The 14,299-nt window shown below is 67.9% G+C and carries 11 protein-coding genes; 1 reads left to right on the plus strand and 10 read right to left on the minus strand.

All coding sequences use genetic code 11. The features are described from left to right. Positions 1-2 precede the first annotated feature (2 nt). From F792_RS0100475 to F792_RS0100520, 10 genes are read right to left on the minus strand one after another with little or no spacing between them, the layout of a single operon-like run. Positions 3-671, minus strand: coding sequence for a DUF6064 family protein (locus tag F792_RS0100475; RefSeq protein ID WP_018167920.1), 669 nt, complete (start codon positions 669-671; stop codon positions 3-5). Between the two features lie 36 nt (positions 672-707). Further along, positions 708-1,649, minus strand: coding sequence for an aldo/keto reductase (locus F792_RS0100480; protein WP_018167921.1), 942 nt, complete (start codon positions 1,647-1,649; stop codon positions 708-710). 59 nt (positions 1,650-1,708) lie between these two features. Further along, complete coding sequence (locus tag F792_RS0100485) at positions 1,709-2,560, minus strand: uroporphyrinogen-III synthase (protein WP_018167922.1); 852 nt, start codon at positions 2,558-2,560, stop codon at positions 1,709-1,711. Then, positions 2,557-4,011: a siroheme synthase CysG gene (gene cysG / locus F792_RS0100490; RefSeq protein ID WP_018167923.1), complete on the minus strand. Its 1,455-nt coding sequence runs from the start codon at positions 4,009-4,011 to the stop codon at positions 2,557-2,559. Before cysG ends, F792_RS0100485 begins: the two co-directional genes overlap by 4 nt. 2 nt (positions 4,012-4,013) lie before the next feature. Further along, on the minus strand, positions 4,014-6,704 hold the full coding sequence (locus F792_RS0100495) for a nitrate reductase (RefSeq protein WP_018167924.1): 2,691 nt from the start codon (positions 6,702-6,704) through the stop codon (positions 4,014-4,016). A 1-nt stretch (position 6,705) separates the two neighbouring features. Continuing rightward, positions 6,706-7,068, minus strand: coding sequence for a nitrite reductase small subunit NirD (gene nirD, locus F792_RS0100500; RefSeq protein ID WP_018167925.1), 363 nt, complete (start codon positions 7,066-7,068; stop codon positions 6,706-6,708). Then, positions 7,065-9,554 (minus strand): nitrite reductase large subunit NirB, encoded by a 2,490-nt coding sequence (nirB, locus tag F792_RS0100505; protein WP_018167926.1) that lies wholly within the window; start codon positions 9,552-9,554, stop codon positions 7,065-7,067. The genes nirD and nirB overlap by 4 nt, the downstream gene beginning before the upstream one ends. Beyond that, positions 9,554-10,354, minus strand: a complete 801-nt coding sequence (locus F792_RS0100510) for an ABC transporter ATP-binding protein (protein ID WP_018146262.1) — start codon at positions 10,352-10,354, stop codon at positions 9,554-9,556. The genes nirB and F792_RS0100510 overlap by 1 nt, the downstream gene beginning before the upstream one ends. A gap of 25 nt (positions 10,355-10,379) precedes the next feature. Continuing rightward, positions 10,380-11,318 carry a nitrate ABC transporter permease gene (gene ntrB / locus F792_RS0100515; RefSeq protein WP_018167927.1) on the minus strand — a complete coding sequence of 313 codons (939 nt, stop codon included), beginning with the start codon at positions 11,316-11,318 and terminating at the stop codon, positions 10,380-10,382. A gap of 48 nt (positions 11,319-11,366) precedes the next feature. Further along, positions 11,367-12,671 (minus strand): CmpA/NrtA family ABC transporter substrate-binding protein, encoded by a 1,305-nt coding sequence (locus F792_RS0100520; RefSeq protein WP_018167928.1) that lies wholly within the window; start codon positions 12,669-12,671, stop codon positions 11,367-11,369. A gap of 675 nt (positions 12,672-13,346) precedes the next feature. Between F792_RS0100520 and F792_RS0100530 the strand changes: the two genes are divergently transcribed. Continuing rightward, positions 13,347-14,288 (plus strand): IS110 family transposase, encoded by a 942-nt coding sequence (locus F792_RS0100530; RefSeq protein ID WP_018167930.1) that lies wholly within the window; start codon positions 13,347-13,349, stop codon positions 14,286-14,288. The last annotated feature ends 11 nt before the right edge of the window (positions 14,289-14,299 follow it).

Here is a 14,299-nt window from a genome sequence, read left to right on the forward strand (position 1 = left end):
GGTCAAACACCCGGGCGCGGGCCTGCCCGAGCCGCACCTCCGAAGCGCCGCAGCAGCAGGAGCACGAACGCCCCCACGCCGAGGGCGGCCGGCAGGAATTCCAGCCACTGGCCAAGGCCCCAGGCCATGTAGCCGGTGACTAGCGCCCACAGCAGCGGGATGATCGCCAGCACCAAGGGCGGACGCGACGGCACTAGCAACAGCAGTCCCAGGGTCAGCAGCATCACCGGCCCCGGGGCCACGCCGACATATTGCAGCTGCGTCCAGGGCGTTTCGGCCAGCGCGGCGTCCAGAAGTGGGTACCCCACGAAGGCATGGGCGATCACCACCATCGCGGCCCCTCCCCCCAGCCGGCCGGGCCAGCCGAAGCGGGCCTGACCCATCAGGGTCAGCGCGAACACCAGCATCAGGCCCTGGGCCACGAACACTCCGGCCAGCCACTCGGAGGCGAAGTGGAACGGCGCCAGCGAACCGCCGAAGAAGGCAACCCCGGTCCAGATCCAAAGCACGCCCAGCAACAGGCCAATGACACGGCCGGCCGCACGCGAGCCCGGAACCACCAGCCCCACAGCCACCAGGGCAAGCAGTGCGCCGATCCCGTGCAGGGGCCAGATCGCGGTGTTGTACTGGCCCAGGATCGCCAGCCAGGTCGAGGCCTCAAACGGCAGCATGTCGGCTCCCCGGTCGCAAGGATTCGGAGGCCAACCCTACAGGTCCTGCACGTACGCGACCATGCGGCTGCGCATCTCGGCGTCCGGCATGGGGCCGTACAGCGCGCCCATGTTCTCCTCCATGTGCGCCACCACCGAGGTCGCGGGGATCGCACAGGTCACGTCCGGGTGCGAGACGATGAACTTGAGCAGGAACTGCGGCCAGTTCTCGCATTCGATCTCCGCCGCCCAGTCCGGCAGCGGATGCCCCGCGAACTGGTTGATCAGCGCCTTGCGCCGAAACGGGCGGTTCGCGATCACCGCCACCCCGCGTTCCCGCGCCAACGGCAACAGGCGCTGTTCCGCTTCGAGATCCAGGATGTTGTAGGTCAGCTGCACGAAGTCCAGGTCCTCGCGCCGCAGGATGCGCTCCAGCTCGTCGTGGCGCCGCGCGTGCGAGGTAGTCACGCCGAGATAGCGAACCTCCCCCGCCTCACGGCGCTCGCGCAGGGTTTCCAGGTGCGCCTCCCAGTTCTGCAGGTTGTGCACCTGCTGCAGGTCCAGGGTGTCGACACCCCACAGATCCCGCGACTCCGCATGCTGGTCGCGGCCGGTCGAGGTGCTGCGCGTCCAGATCTTGGTCGCCGAGAACACACCCTCCGGATGGCCCAGTTCGCGCAGGCCGTGACCGACCACCGCCTCCGCGCGCCCGTACATCGGCGAGGAGTCGATCATCCCGCCGCCACGGCGGACAAAGGTATCCAGGATGCGGGTACGCACCGCCAGCGCTTCCGGATCCTCCGGCACGTTGAAGGTAATCCACGTCCCCATCCCGATCACCGGGATCTCCTCCCCGGAAGACGGGATCGGCTTGCGCTGCGGCTCACGCCCCTCGGCGGTCCCACCTACAAGGGGCCACCCGGCCCCGGCCGCCACCGCGGACCCGGCCATCCAGCGCAGGAAGGATCGGCGTGAACGCCGCGGGGATGGATGTTTCATGGCAGGTGATCACCGAAGAAGACTCCATCCGTGGGCCATCCGGCCGCGCCACAAGTTCCCTATGCGACGGCCTGCAGGTGCCGGGCCAGCGCCGAGACCAGCGGTTTCATGAAGTATCGACCATCCGGTACCACGGTGGGGGTAATACCGTGAGCGTGCAGTTCATCCGCCACCACGGGGCCAATCGCCGCGACGATGGTGCGCCGCAACGCCTCCCGCAATGCATCCTGACGATCCTCGGCCTGGCCGACCCGCAGCAGACGCCGGACCTGGGCCTGGCTGGTAAAGGCGATCGCATCCACCTCTCCTGCGATCAGGGCTGCAATCAGCTCGCTCACACGCCCCGTCTCGGCGGCATCCGCGTAGCGGTAGGGCCAGACCAGGAACACCTCCGCGCCCGCCGCCCTCAGGAAATCCAGCAGGCGGCGGTTGGGCTCCGCACCGTAGAGCTGCACACCGATACGTTGTCCGTGCAGGTCCTGAGCGGACAGGGTCTGGATGATCCCTTCGGTGGTCGGTGCCGCCGCCACCGCATCGGGCCGCACACCGAACGGTTTCATCGCGCGGCCGGGTTTGGGGCCCCGTACCAGCGTCGGGGTTCCGGCCACGGCCGTCAGCCAGGTAGCCTCGCACCCGGCGCGCCGAGCAAAGCCGGTCAGCCGAGTAAACCCCTCCCCCGTCAGGAAGATCAGCCGATCGAACGGGGCATCGATGGCGGTTGCCAGCCAGGACTCGATGGCCGCCTGGTCGAGGCTGTCGTGGATGGCGACCAGCGGGCAGCGCCACACCTCGGCCCCGCGCCGCTCCAGCAGCCCGGCAAACACCTCCAGTGCACGGCTCTCCGGGAGCGCGACCCGGACGCCGGCCAGCCCGCCAGAGACCGCATGCGTACGATCCTCCAATCCGCTCACGCCGCGCTCGCGGTCACGACACCGGATGCCGGCATCAGCTGCGGGAACGTCGTGGCCGACCCGGCATCCGGCCGGAACCAGTCCAGGCGCTGATGGCAGGCGGCGACCTCGCCGATCACGATCAGGCTGGGCGAGCCGACCTGATCGCGTTCGGCGCGGGCGGCCAGGGTATCCAACGTGCCGGTCACGACACGCTGACGGGCGGTCGTGCCGTTCTCGATGATCGCGGCCGGGGTCCGCCCGGCACGGCCCGCACCCTTGAGCCCCCGGCAGATCTCCCCCAGCCCCTTGCGGCCCATATAGAACACCAGCGTCTCGCGGGTGTTCGTCAGCTGCGACCAGTCCACGTCCAGCCGGCCCTCGCGGGTATGGCCAGTAATGAAGCGCACGGACTGGGCATGATCACGGTGGGTTAGCGGGATGCCCGAATAGGCGGCACAGCCACTGGCCGCGGTGATGCCGGGCACCACCTGATAGGCCACGCCGTCGCGGGCGAGCACGTCCAGCTCCTCGCCGCCGCGGCCGAACACGAACGGGTCGCCGCCCTTCAGTCGCGCCACGCGCTTGCCCTCGCGCGCCAGCCGCGAGAGCAGTTCGCTGATCGCCTCCTGCGGCACGCAGTGATGATCGCGCTCCTTGCCGACATAGAAGCGCTCGGCCTCGCGCCGGGCCAGGTTCACCACCTCCGAGGACACCAGGCGGTCGTAGACGACCACGTCCGCCTGCTGCAACAGACGCAACGCGCGGAAGGTCAGCAGGTCCGGATCACCCGGCCCGGCGCCGATCAGATAGACCTCGCCCGGCGTGGCGGCATCCGCTTCATTCAATTCCTGTTCCAGACGCTCTGCGGCCGCATCCATACGTCCGGCCAGCGCCAGCTCGGTGGCCGGCCCGGCAAACGCACGCTCCCAGAAGGCCCGCCGCGCGTTCACACTGTCGAAATGGGCGCGCACCCGGTCGCGCAGGCGACCGGCGAGATCCGCCAGGCGCCCATAGCCGGACGGGATCAGGCTCTCGATCTTCGCGCGCAGCAGACGCACCAGCACCGGGGCACGGCCACCGGAGCCGATCGCGATGGTCAGCGGGCCGCGTTCGACGATGGCCGGCAGGATGAAGCTGCAAAGCTCGAGCTGGTCCGCCACGTTCACCGGGATCGAGCGCGCAACACAGTCCTCCGAGACCTGGCGGTTAACCTGCTCGTTGTCGGTCGCGGCGATCACGATCGCCACCTGCCCCAGGTACTCGGTTCGGTAGGTACCCGGCTCGCGGGTGATCGACTCCGGGTGCTCGCGCAACAAGCGCTCGGCGGCATCACTGTAGTCAGGGGCTCGCAGGCGCACCCGCGCCCCGGCCTCCAGCAGCAGCGCCGCCTTGCGCGCGGCCACCGGACCGCCCCCGACCACCAGGGCCTGGCGGCCGTGCAACTGCATATAGATCGGCAGGTGTTCCATGCTCATCCCTCCCGCGCCACGGGATCCGTGGGCGCCTCGGATTCTTCATTCAACAGGGTCTGGATCTCGGGGCGGCAGGAGCCGCAGTTGGTGCCGGCCTCGAGGCAGGCACCCACGGCCTCGCAGCTCGCCAGCCCCTGCTCGCGAATCGCCGTGCGGATGCGCGTCTCGTCCACGCCGAAGCAGGCGCAGACCAGGCGCCCGCGTGCGGCCTGGCCGTTCGGCGGACACCCCGTGAGCAGGGCCATGCGTTCGTCATCGGTGATCGACTCGGCCGCGAACAGACCGCCCAGCCATTCGCGCTCGGGCAGGCCGCGGTCGGGACCCGCGAACAGCACGCAGGCAAGCCGGCCCTCGTGAATACGCGCGGCGCGGTAGCGACCACCCGCCGGGTCGGCGAACTCCAGCCACTCGCCGGGGCCGTCCAGCCGTGCCCGCCAGTCGGCGATCTCGGGTGGCGCGCCACGCCCGGCCAGTTCAAAGCGCAGATGCCGCGGCCCGCGCGCGGTCACCGCGTAGTCGGCCTCCGGGAGACTCACCGGCTCGCGGCTCAGCACGAAGCCGTGCCAGCCCATCGCCGCCGGGCGCACCGAGACGGCCGTGTGCTTGAACGCCGGCTGCCCGGAGACCGGATCGACATGCGCGGGCACCAGGGCATCCACCCGCGCCAGCCGCGCGATCGGCCGGCTCCAGTGCATCGGCACGAACACGCTGCCGGGGCGTTGCTCGCGGCTCACCTGCACCCGCGCCAGCAGGTGCCCGTGACGGCTGGTCACCGCGGCCAGATCACCCGCCTGCACACGAAACAGCCCGGCATCTACCGGATGGATCTCGACGAACGGCTCCGACTGATGCGCGCTCAGGCGCGGCGTCCGCGCGGTGCGGGTCATGCTGTGCCACTGGTCGCGGATGCGCCCGGTGTTCAGGCGCAGGGGGTACTCGGCGTCGATCGAGTCGGTGGGTGCGCGCGGATCGACGGCCACGAGGTGCGCACGGCCGCTGGGGGTGAAGAAGCGCCCGTCCCCGAACAGATGCGTGGTCCCGATCTCGCTGCCAGCCGGGAGCGGCCACTGCACGGGCTCCAGGACGTCGTACCCGGCGGCCGAAAGATCTGCCAGCGCGCCGATGTCGAAGTCACGCCTGCCCTCGTTTTCGAACGCGGACAGGGCCGCATGCTCGCGGAAAATCTCCACCGGTTGCGTATAGGGGAAGGCCTCGGCAAAGCCCAGGCGGCGGGCGACCTCGGCCAACGCCCACCAGTCGTGACGCGCCTCGCCCGGGGGTTCCCGGAACGGGCGCTGGCGCGAGATTCGCCGCTCGGAATTGGTCACCGTGCCGTCCTTCTCGCCCCAGGTGGTCGCCGGCAACAGCACGTCGGCCACGCGGGTCGTCTCGGTCTCGTGCACGCAGTCGGAGACCACGACCAGCGGGCAGTCGCGCAGGGCCCGCTCGAAGCGTTCGGCTTCGGGCAGGCTGAACAAGGGGTTGGTGCCGATGATCCAGATCGCCTTCACCTGCCCCGATTCAACCGCGCGGAACAGATCCAGCGCCTTGAGCCCCGGCTTGCGGGCGAGATTCGGTGCATTCCAGAAGCGGCTTACGCGATCCAGGGACATTTCGTCGAAGCCCATGTGCGCGGCCAACTGGCTGGCGAGTCCGCCAACCTCGCGCCCACCCATCGCATTGGGCTGACCGGTCAGCGAAAACGGGCCCATGCCCGGGCGCCCGATGCGCCCGCTGGCCAGATGCACGTTGAGGATCGTCCCGGCCTTGTCCACGCCGCTGTCGGACTGGTTGATGCCCTGGCAGAACGCGGTAACCGTCCGCTCCGTTCGCGCGAACCAGCGGAAGAAGGTGGCCACCGCCTCGGGATCCAGTTCGCAGGCCTCGGCGGTCACGGCAATCGACGGACTGGAGGCGCGGGCTGCCGCCAGGGCGTCGGCGAAGCCATCGACGTGGCGTTCCAGGAATGCCGGGTCCAGCGCATCCTCGCGGCGCAGGTGATCCAGCAGGCCGTTGAACAACCAGGCATCCGTGCCCGGCGCCAGCGGCAGGTGCAGATCGGCCGCCTGGGCAGTGGCCGTGCGCCGCGGATCGATCACCACCAGCTTCATCTCCGGGCGCGCCGCGCGGGCGGCCTGCAGGCGCTGGAACAGCACCGGATGCGCCCACGCCATGTTCGAACCGACCACCACGACCAGGTCCGCCTGTTCGAAGTCGGTGTAGCTGCCCGGCACGCCATCCATGCCGAAGGCGCGGGTGTGTGCGGCCACGGCCGTGGACATGCAAAGCCGCGAGTTGGTGTCGATGTTGGCCGAGCCGACGAAGCCCTTCATCAGCTTGTTGGCCACATAGTAGTCCTCGGTCAGGATCTGCCCCGAGACATACAACGCCACGGCATCCGGCCCGTGGCGGTCGATCACGTCGCGAAAGCCGCCCGCGACATGATCCAGCGCCGTATCCCAGTCGACGCGCGCGCCCTCGATCTCCGGATGCAACAGCCGCCCCTCGTCCCCCAGTGTCTCGGCCAGCGCCGCGCCCTTGGAACACAGGCGCCCGGCGTTCGCCGGATGGGAGGAGTCGCCGCGCACCTCCACCGGAAACTCGGCTCCCGGCGTCGCGGTCACCTCCACGCCGCAGCCCACCCCGCAATAAGGGCAGGTGGTGCGGGTCACGGCGTCGGATGTGGCCATCTCAGCCCGCCTCGCGGCAGTCAACCACCGGCGCCGCGTCCGAATCGGTGGCGGAGGCGGCCAGGTCCAGCCACACCTGGCCCTCGGTCACGCGGACCGGGAAGGCATGTGTGCAGCCCGAATCCGCGCCCGTGGCCGCGCCGGACGGCAGGTCGATCACCCAGTTGTGCAGTGGACAGGTCACACGTTCGCCGTGGACGATGCCCTGCGACAACGGCCCACCCTTATGCGGGCACTGGTCGCGCAGGGCGAAGACGCGGTCGTCCGCGGTTCGGAACACGGCGATATCGCCGTTGGGGCCAGCAACGACCCGCGCGCCCAGCGGCGGGATCTCGTCGAGATGGCAGATCGCGGTCCAGCTCATGCCGACACCTCCGGACGCGGGGTCCCCGGCGTGCCATCCGCCGGCCGGATGGGGATGAACTCATGCGCCGCATGGCCGGCGGCCCGCTCGGCCCAGGGATCCACCTGCGCCACCTCCTGCGACTGAAGGAAGCGGGCGTACAGCGCGGCACGGTTCTCGGCGTCGTCCACCAGGCGTTCCTTCACCTGCGGCAGCCCGACACGCTCGATCCAGGGCGCGGTGCGCTCCAGGTAGCGGGCGCTTTCGCGGTAGAGCTGCATGAAGGCCCCGGCGTATTCGAGCACCTCGGCCTCGGTCTCCACCTTGCAGAGGAAGTCGGTCGCGCGGACCTTCACCCCGCCGTTACCGCCGACGTGCAGCTCGTAGCCGGAGTCCACGCAGACCACGCCAAGGTCCTTGATCGTCGCCTCGGCGCAGTTACGCGGGCAGCCGGAGACGGCCATCTTGAACTTGTGCGGCGTCCACGATCCCCAGCTCATCCGTTCCAGCTGGATGCCGAGACCGGTGGAGTCCTGGGTGCCGAAACGGCACCACTCGGAGCCAACACAGGTCTTCACCGTACGCAGGGCCTTGCCGTAGGCATGGCCGGAGACGAACCCGGCCTGGCCGAGATCGCGCCACATGGCTGGCAGATCGCTCTTTTCCACGCCCAGCAGGTCGATGCGCTGACCACCGGTGAACTTGACCGTGGGCACCTCGTAGCGCTCGGCCACCTCGGCGATCGCGCGCAGCTCGGCCGGCGTGGTCACCCCGCCCCAGATGCGCGGGATCACCGAGTAGGTCCCGTCCTTCTGGATGTTGCCGTGGGCGCGCTCGTTGATGAAGCGCGACTGCGCGTCGTCCTGGTACTCCTTCGGCCAGGCCGCCAGCAGGTAGTAGTTGAGCGCCGGGCGGCAGACGTGACAGCCGTTCGGGGTCTTCCAGTCGAGCGCCGCGAATACCGCGTCCATCGTCTTCAGGCCGTCGCGGGCGATCGCCGCGCGGACTTCGTCGTGACTGTGGTCGGTGCAGGCGCAGACAGGCTTTTTCGCCGGGGCGTCGGAGTAGTCACCGCCCAGCGTGGTCGCCAGCAGCGACTCGACCAGTCCGGTGCAGGAACCGCAGGAGTTCGAGGCCTTGGTGTGGGCGCGAACGTCCTCCAGCGTGAACAGCTTGTGCTCGCTGATCGCCTGGACGATATCCCCCTTGCACACACCGTTGCAGCCGCAGATCTCGGCGTTGTCCGGCATCGCCGCCACGCGCGAGGCCTCGTCGCCGTGGCCGGAGTCGCCGATATGCGCCTGGCCGAACAGCAGGTTCTCGCGGATATCGGCGACCGGCGTGCCATCGCGCATCAACTGGAAGTACCAGGAGCCATCCAGGGTGTCGCCGTAGAGCACCGCGCCCTGGATGCGATTGTCCTTCAGCACCAGGCGCTTGTAGACGCCGCGCGCGGCGTCCTGGAACACCAGATCCTCGGTGGTCTCGTCACCGGTGAAGTCGCCGGCGGAGAACAGGTCGATCCCGGTCACCTTGAGCTTGGTCGAGGTCATCGAGCCCTCGTAGCGCCCAATGCCGTACTCCGCGAGGTGATTGGCGCAGACCTTGGCCTGTTCCCACAGCGGCGCGACCAGGCCATAGGTCGTGCCGCGATGCTGCACGCACTCCCCGACCGCGTAGATCGCCGGGTCATACGTCTGCATCGTGTCGTTCACTACCACACCGCGCTCACAGTGCAGCCCGGCGGACTCGGCCAGCGCGGTATTCGGGCGGATGCCGACCGCCATCACCACGAGATCGGTGTCGACCTCGCTGCCATCGGCAAAGCGCACGCCGGTGACCCGCTCGTCCCCGAGGATCGCCTGGGTCTGGTGCGCCATGCGAAAGTCCATGCCGCGCTCCTCCAGCGAGGCGCGCAGCATGCCGGACGCCGCGGGGTCCAGCTGGCGCTCCATCAGGTGATCCATCAGATGCACCACGGTCACGTCCATGCCCTGGCGCATCAGGCCGTTCGCGGCCTCCAGCCCCAGCAAGCCACCGCCGATGACCACCGCTCGCCGATGCTCACGGCTGGAGGCCAGCATCGCGTCGACATCGTGGATGTCGCGAAAGCCCACCACGCCGTCGAGATCGGCACCCGGAATCGGGATCATCACCGGATCCGAGCCGGTCGCCAGCAGCAGCCGGTCATACGGCGCCTCGGTGCCGTCCTCGGCGATCACCCGACGACCGACGCGGTCGATCCGCTCGACGCGCTTGCCCTTGTGCAGGGTGATCCCGTGCTCGGCATACCAGGCATCGTCGTTCAGCATGATCTCGTCGACGGTCTTCTCCGAGGCCAGCACCGGCGAGAGCATGATGCGGTTGTAGTTGCCCCAGGGCTCGGCGCCGAACACGGTGATGTCGTACATGTCGGGCTTGAGCTTCAGCAGATCCTCGACCGTGCGCATCCCGGCCATGCCATTGCCGATCAGGACCAGCCGCGGCTTGTCGTTTGACGTGTTCATTACGCAGCCTCCGCTTCCGGGTTCTTGTGACGCTCGTGGAGGAAGCGCAGGACTTCGGCCCGGTAGTGGTTGTACTGCGGGTTGTCGGCCATCGCCAGACGCTCGCGCGGTTTGGGCAGGTCAATCTCCAGGATCTCGCCGATGGTCGCGGCCGGGCCGTTGGTCATCATCACGATGCGGTCGGACAGCAGCACGGCCTCGTCCACGTCGTGGGTGACCATCAGCACGGTGTTGCCCAGATCCGACTGGATGCGCATCACCTCATCCTGCAGGTGGGCCCGGGTCAGCGCGTCCAGCGCACCGAACGGCTCGTCCATCAGCAGTACCTTCGGCTCCATCGCCAGTGCCCGGGCGATGCCGACACGCTGCTTCATGCCTCCGGAGATTTCGTCCGGGCGCTTGTCGAGTGCGTGGCCCATGCCGACCATCTCCAGCGTCTGCAGGATCCACTCGCGACGCTCGGCCGCCGACTTGGTGCCCTTGAAGGTCTTGTCCACCGCCAGGGCGACGTTGTCGCGCACCGTCAGCCAGGGCAGCAGCGAGTGGTTCTGGAACACCACGCTGCGATCCGGTCCCGGCTTGCTCACTTCACGCCCGTCCAGGATCACCGCGCCGGTGCTGGTCTCCAGCAACCCGGCGACGATGTTGAGCACCGTCGACTTGCCGCAGCCGGAGTGGCCGATGATGGAGATGAACTCGCCGCGGTCCACGTGCAGGTCGACGTCGCGCAGCACCTCGGTAGCCGAAGGCCCTTCACCAAAGGTCTTGTGGACATGTTCGATGGAGAGATAGCTGGTCATGATGTTTCTCCTGTAAGGGGCCGGCTCAGCCGGCCTGCGTGCCACGGGTAACCCAGTTGCCGACGATGGCAACCAGACGGTCGAGGAAGAACCCGACCAGGCCGACGTAGACGAGCGCGAGCACGATGTCGCTGAGCATGGAGGCGTTCCAGGCATCCCAGATAAAGAAGCCGATGCCAACACCACCGATCAGCATCTCGGCGGCCACGATCGCCAGCCAGGCGAGACCGATCCCGATGCGCAAACCGGAAAAGACATACGGCGCGGCGGCCGGGAGCATGATCTTGGTGAAGTACTCGAAGCCGTTCAGGCGCAGCACGCGGGCCACGTTCACGTAGTCCTGCGAGATATTCCGGATACCGACGGAGGTGTTGATGATGATCGGCCAGATCGCGGTGATGAAGATCACGAAGATCGCCGACGGATTGCTGGCCTGGAACGCGGCCAGCGAGATCGGCAGCCAGGCCAGAGGCGGCACGGTACGCAGGACCTGGAACAGCGGGTCGAGTCCGCGCATCGCCCAGGTGGACTGGCCCACCAGCACGCCCAGGCCGATACCGGCGACTACCGCCAGCGCATAGCCGTAGGCCACGCGCTCCAGGCTGGCCAGCAACTGCCAGGCCATGCCGACGTCGTTACCGCCGTAGTCATAGAAGGGATTGACGATCAGTTCCCAGGTGTCGGTAATCACCTGGCTCGGGGCGGGCAACACGGCTCCCGGGGAGGACGCCATCATCTCCCAGATAAGCAAAAAAAGCGCCGTGACGACCACCGGCGGCACCACGACCGCGGCAGTATTGCGCAGGCGCCGGGCCCAGGCCCCGGGATCTGCCCCGGGGCGCGGCTGGGGCCTGGCCGCAATGGTGGTGGCCTTCCGGGCCACGGGCCGGGTGGGCGACGCGTCGGCCGCCGGGCGTTCGCGCCCGGAGCCAAAGGTCAGGGTGCGGTCGAGAATGGCACTCATCGCGAAATCCTCTTGAATCGTTTGTTCGGGGGTCAGTCGGGCAACGCGTCAGGACGCGAGCGCCTTGATGTCCAGGCTGTCGAGATAGGCCTGCGGGTTCTCCGGGTCGAAGACCTTGCCGTCGAAGAACGTTTCCTTGCCGCGCGAGGTGGACTCGGGGATGTCGGCGCCGTCGATGCCGAGCGCCTCGGCGGCCTCGCGCCAGATGTCCTCGCGGTTCACCTCGTCCACCAGCGCCGGCATGTCCAGGTCCGGCGGCAGATAGCCCCAGCGGATGTCCTCGGTGAGGAACCACAAGTCGTGGCTCTTGAACGGGTAGGAGGCCTGGTCCTTCCAGTAGCGCATCTGGTCGGGGTGATCCTCGACCACGCGTCCGGTGCCGTAGTCGAAGTTCCCCTGCATGCGGTCGATGATGTCGCCGTACGGGGCGTGGATGTAGCGCCGGCGCGAGCAGATCTCGGCGACCTCCTCCTTGTTCACCGGGTCCTCGCAGTACATCTGCGCCTCCATCACCGCCATGGTCAGGGCGCGCGCCGCGTTCGGATGAGCCTCCACCCAGTCGGCACGCATGCCCAGCGCCTTCTCCGGGTGGTTGTGCCACAGTTCGCCGGTGGTGTTGGCGGTGTAGCCGATGCCCTGATTGATCAGCTGCATGTTCCACGGCTCGCAGACACAAAAGGTGTCCATGGACCCGACGCGCATGTTGGCAACCATCTGCGCCGGCGGGACCACGATGGTGGCGATGTCGCGGTCCGGATCGATCCCGCCGGCGGCCATCCAGTAGCGGATCCACAGATCATGGGTCCCGCCCGGGAAGGTCATCGCCGCACGAATGTCGTCACCGCCGGCGGCCTTCTCGGCCAGGGCGCCCTTGAACTCCGTGGTGTCGGTGCCGACCTTCAGGTCCGCGTACTCGTCCCCGACCGAGATGCACTGCCCGGCCAGGTTCAGTCGCGCGAGGATCGTCATCGGCGTGCCCCGGCGATGGATCAGGTAGGGCATTGGCGTGAGGATGTGCGAGCCATCGATTCCGCCGCGTTGCGACCCCAGATCCAGGTTGTCGCGCACCGTGCCCCAGGAGGACTGCTTCAGCACCTGCACATCGGGCATGCCGTGAGCGGCGAAAAAGCCCTTCTCCAACGCAATGAACAGCGGTGCGGCATCCGTCAGAGCGATGAAGCCGAGCTTCGCCTCGGTGGTCTCCGGCTTGCCATTGCCGGCCTTCGCATAGCCCCAGGGCGCCGCGCCCGAAAGGCCCATTGCCGTGGCGCCGATTCCGGCGGCCATGCCGCCCAGGAAACGCCGGCGCGACAGGCCGGAGGTGTTCTTCGTGTCGTTCGTTTGATCGGTCATTACGGGTTCACTCCCCTTGTCAGCAAACACATCCCAAAAACGAAAAAAGGCGTCGCATCAGCCCGGCCGCTTGTGCAGCCGGGTGATGGACGCCTTTGTCCAGTCTCACGGGAGCCCCGGTCATCGGGTCTCCCTGTTGTCAGGCGACGAACCGCCGTTGGCTCGTCTTGCCCATCCTCCTGCAGGAGGTGTGCCAATTAGCCGTTGCTAGGCGACCCTGCGGGAAACAATCGCCACGTGGCGCGGAAAAATCGGATGGTTTCGAACACCGGGTCGAACGCTTGCGGGAAGCCCGAAGTCCGGAAGACAATCCCTGAGGCACCAGCCTGGGGCGCACTTGCGGTGCAGTTGACCTGCAATAGTGCGCTGCCAGAGGGCGACCTAACCCGCCGTAGGAGCCGCCTTGGCGGCGAAGCCCCTGCCCGCGCCGGACTTTGGCAGGGGCTTCGCCGCCAAGGCGGCTTGTATGTTTAACCCCGGCAGGCCTAGAAAGGGTCTGTCGGGGTGGAGGGACGAGGCCGGCATCTGGCCTGTGGCACAGACGGTAGGAGAATTCGTCCCACCCCTCACCTTAAACGCCGATAAGGAATCGATCGGCACGGGACCGACGATAGATGGCAAGCCAGCGTTCGGTGAGGCCCCGACAGACAACTCCAAGCTAGCTCGGGAGGTGTGATGATGGCAACGCATCGGATCGGGGTCGATGTCGGCAAGGCCGAGTTGTGGATCAGCATCGACGGTGAAACCGCACAGCCGTGTCCCAACGAGCTCCCGGCGATCCGCCGGTGGGTCCGTGGCTTGGAGGGTCCGGCCGACTTTGCCCTGGAAGCCACCAACGACTATCACTTGGCCCTGGCGCTGGAGGCTCATCATCAGGGCCACCGGGTGTATCTGATTAATGGCTATCGCCTCAATCGCTACCGCGAGAGCATCGGTGGCCGGGCCAAGACCGATGCCGGGGATGCTCGGCTTCTGGTGCGTTATCTGCAACGCGAACAGGACGAACTGCGCCCCTGGACACCGCCACCCGAGGGCTACCGGACCCTGCAAAAGCTGCTGCGCCGGCGTGCCACGCTGGTGCGGGCACGGGTCATGCTGGAGCAGAGCCTGCGAGGCGTACCCGAACTGCAGTCCAATCTGAAGGATCTGCTCCGGGAGATCGGTCGGCTGGACGCTGTCCTCCAGCGTGTGCTGCGCGAGACGGTCGGTCGCGCCGGCTGGTCGGATCACGCCCGACGCTGCCAGCAGATCGAGGGTGTGGGCCCGCTCACCGCCACCGGCTTGACGATGGCGTTCCATCGCGGCGCCTTCCGCAGCGGTGATGCGTTCGTTGCCTTCCTGGGGTTGGATGTCCGCATACGCGACTCCGGCACGAAACGGGGGCAGCGCAAACTCACCAAACAGGGCGATCCAGAGTTGCGACGGCTGCTCTATCTGGCCGCGATGCAGGCCAAGTCGAAAGCCGCCTGGAGCGACTACTACCAGCGCTGCCTGGACCGTGGCCTGGCGACGACCCAGGCACTGAACGCCTTGGCTCGAAAGCTGGCCCGCGTCGCCTTCGCCCTGATGAAAAATCAGACCGATTACCAACCTAAGATCCCTTGTGGAGAGACATAGAATCTCCTACA

Origin of the sequence: Thioalkalivibrio sp. ALMg9, assembly GCF_000380625.1 — a bacterium.
Lineage (GTDB): Bacteria > Pseudomonadota > Gammaproteobacteria > Ectothiorhodospirales > Ectothiorhodospiraceae > Thioalkalivibrio > Thioalkalivibrio versutus.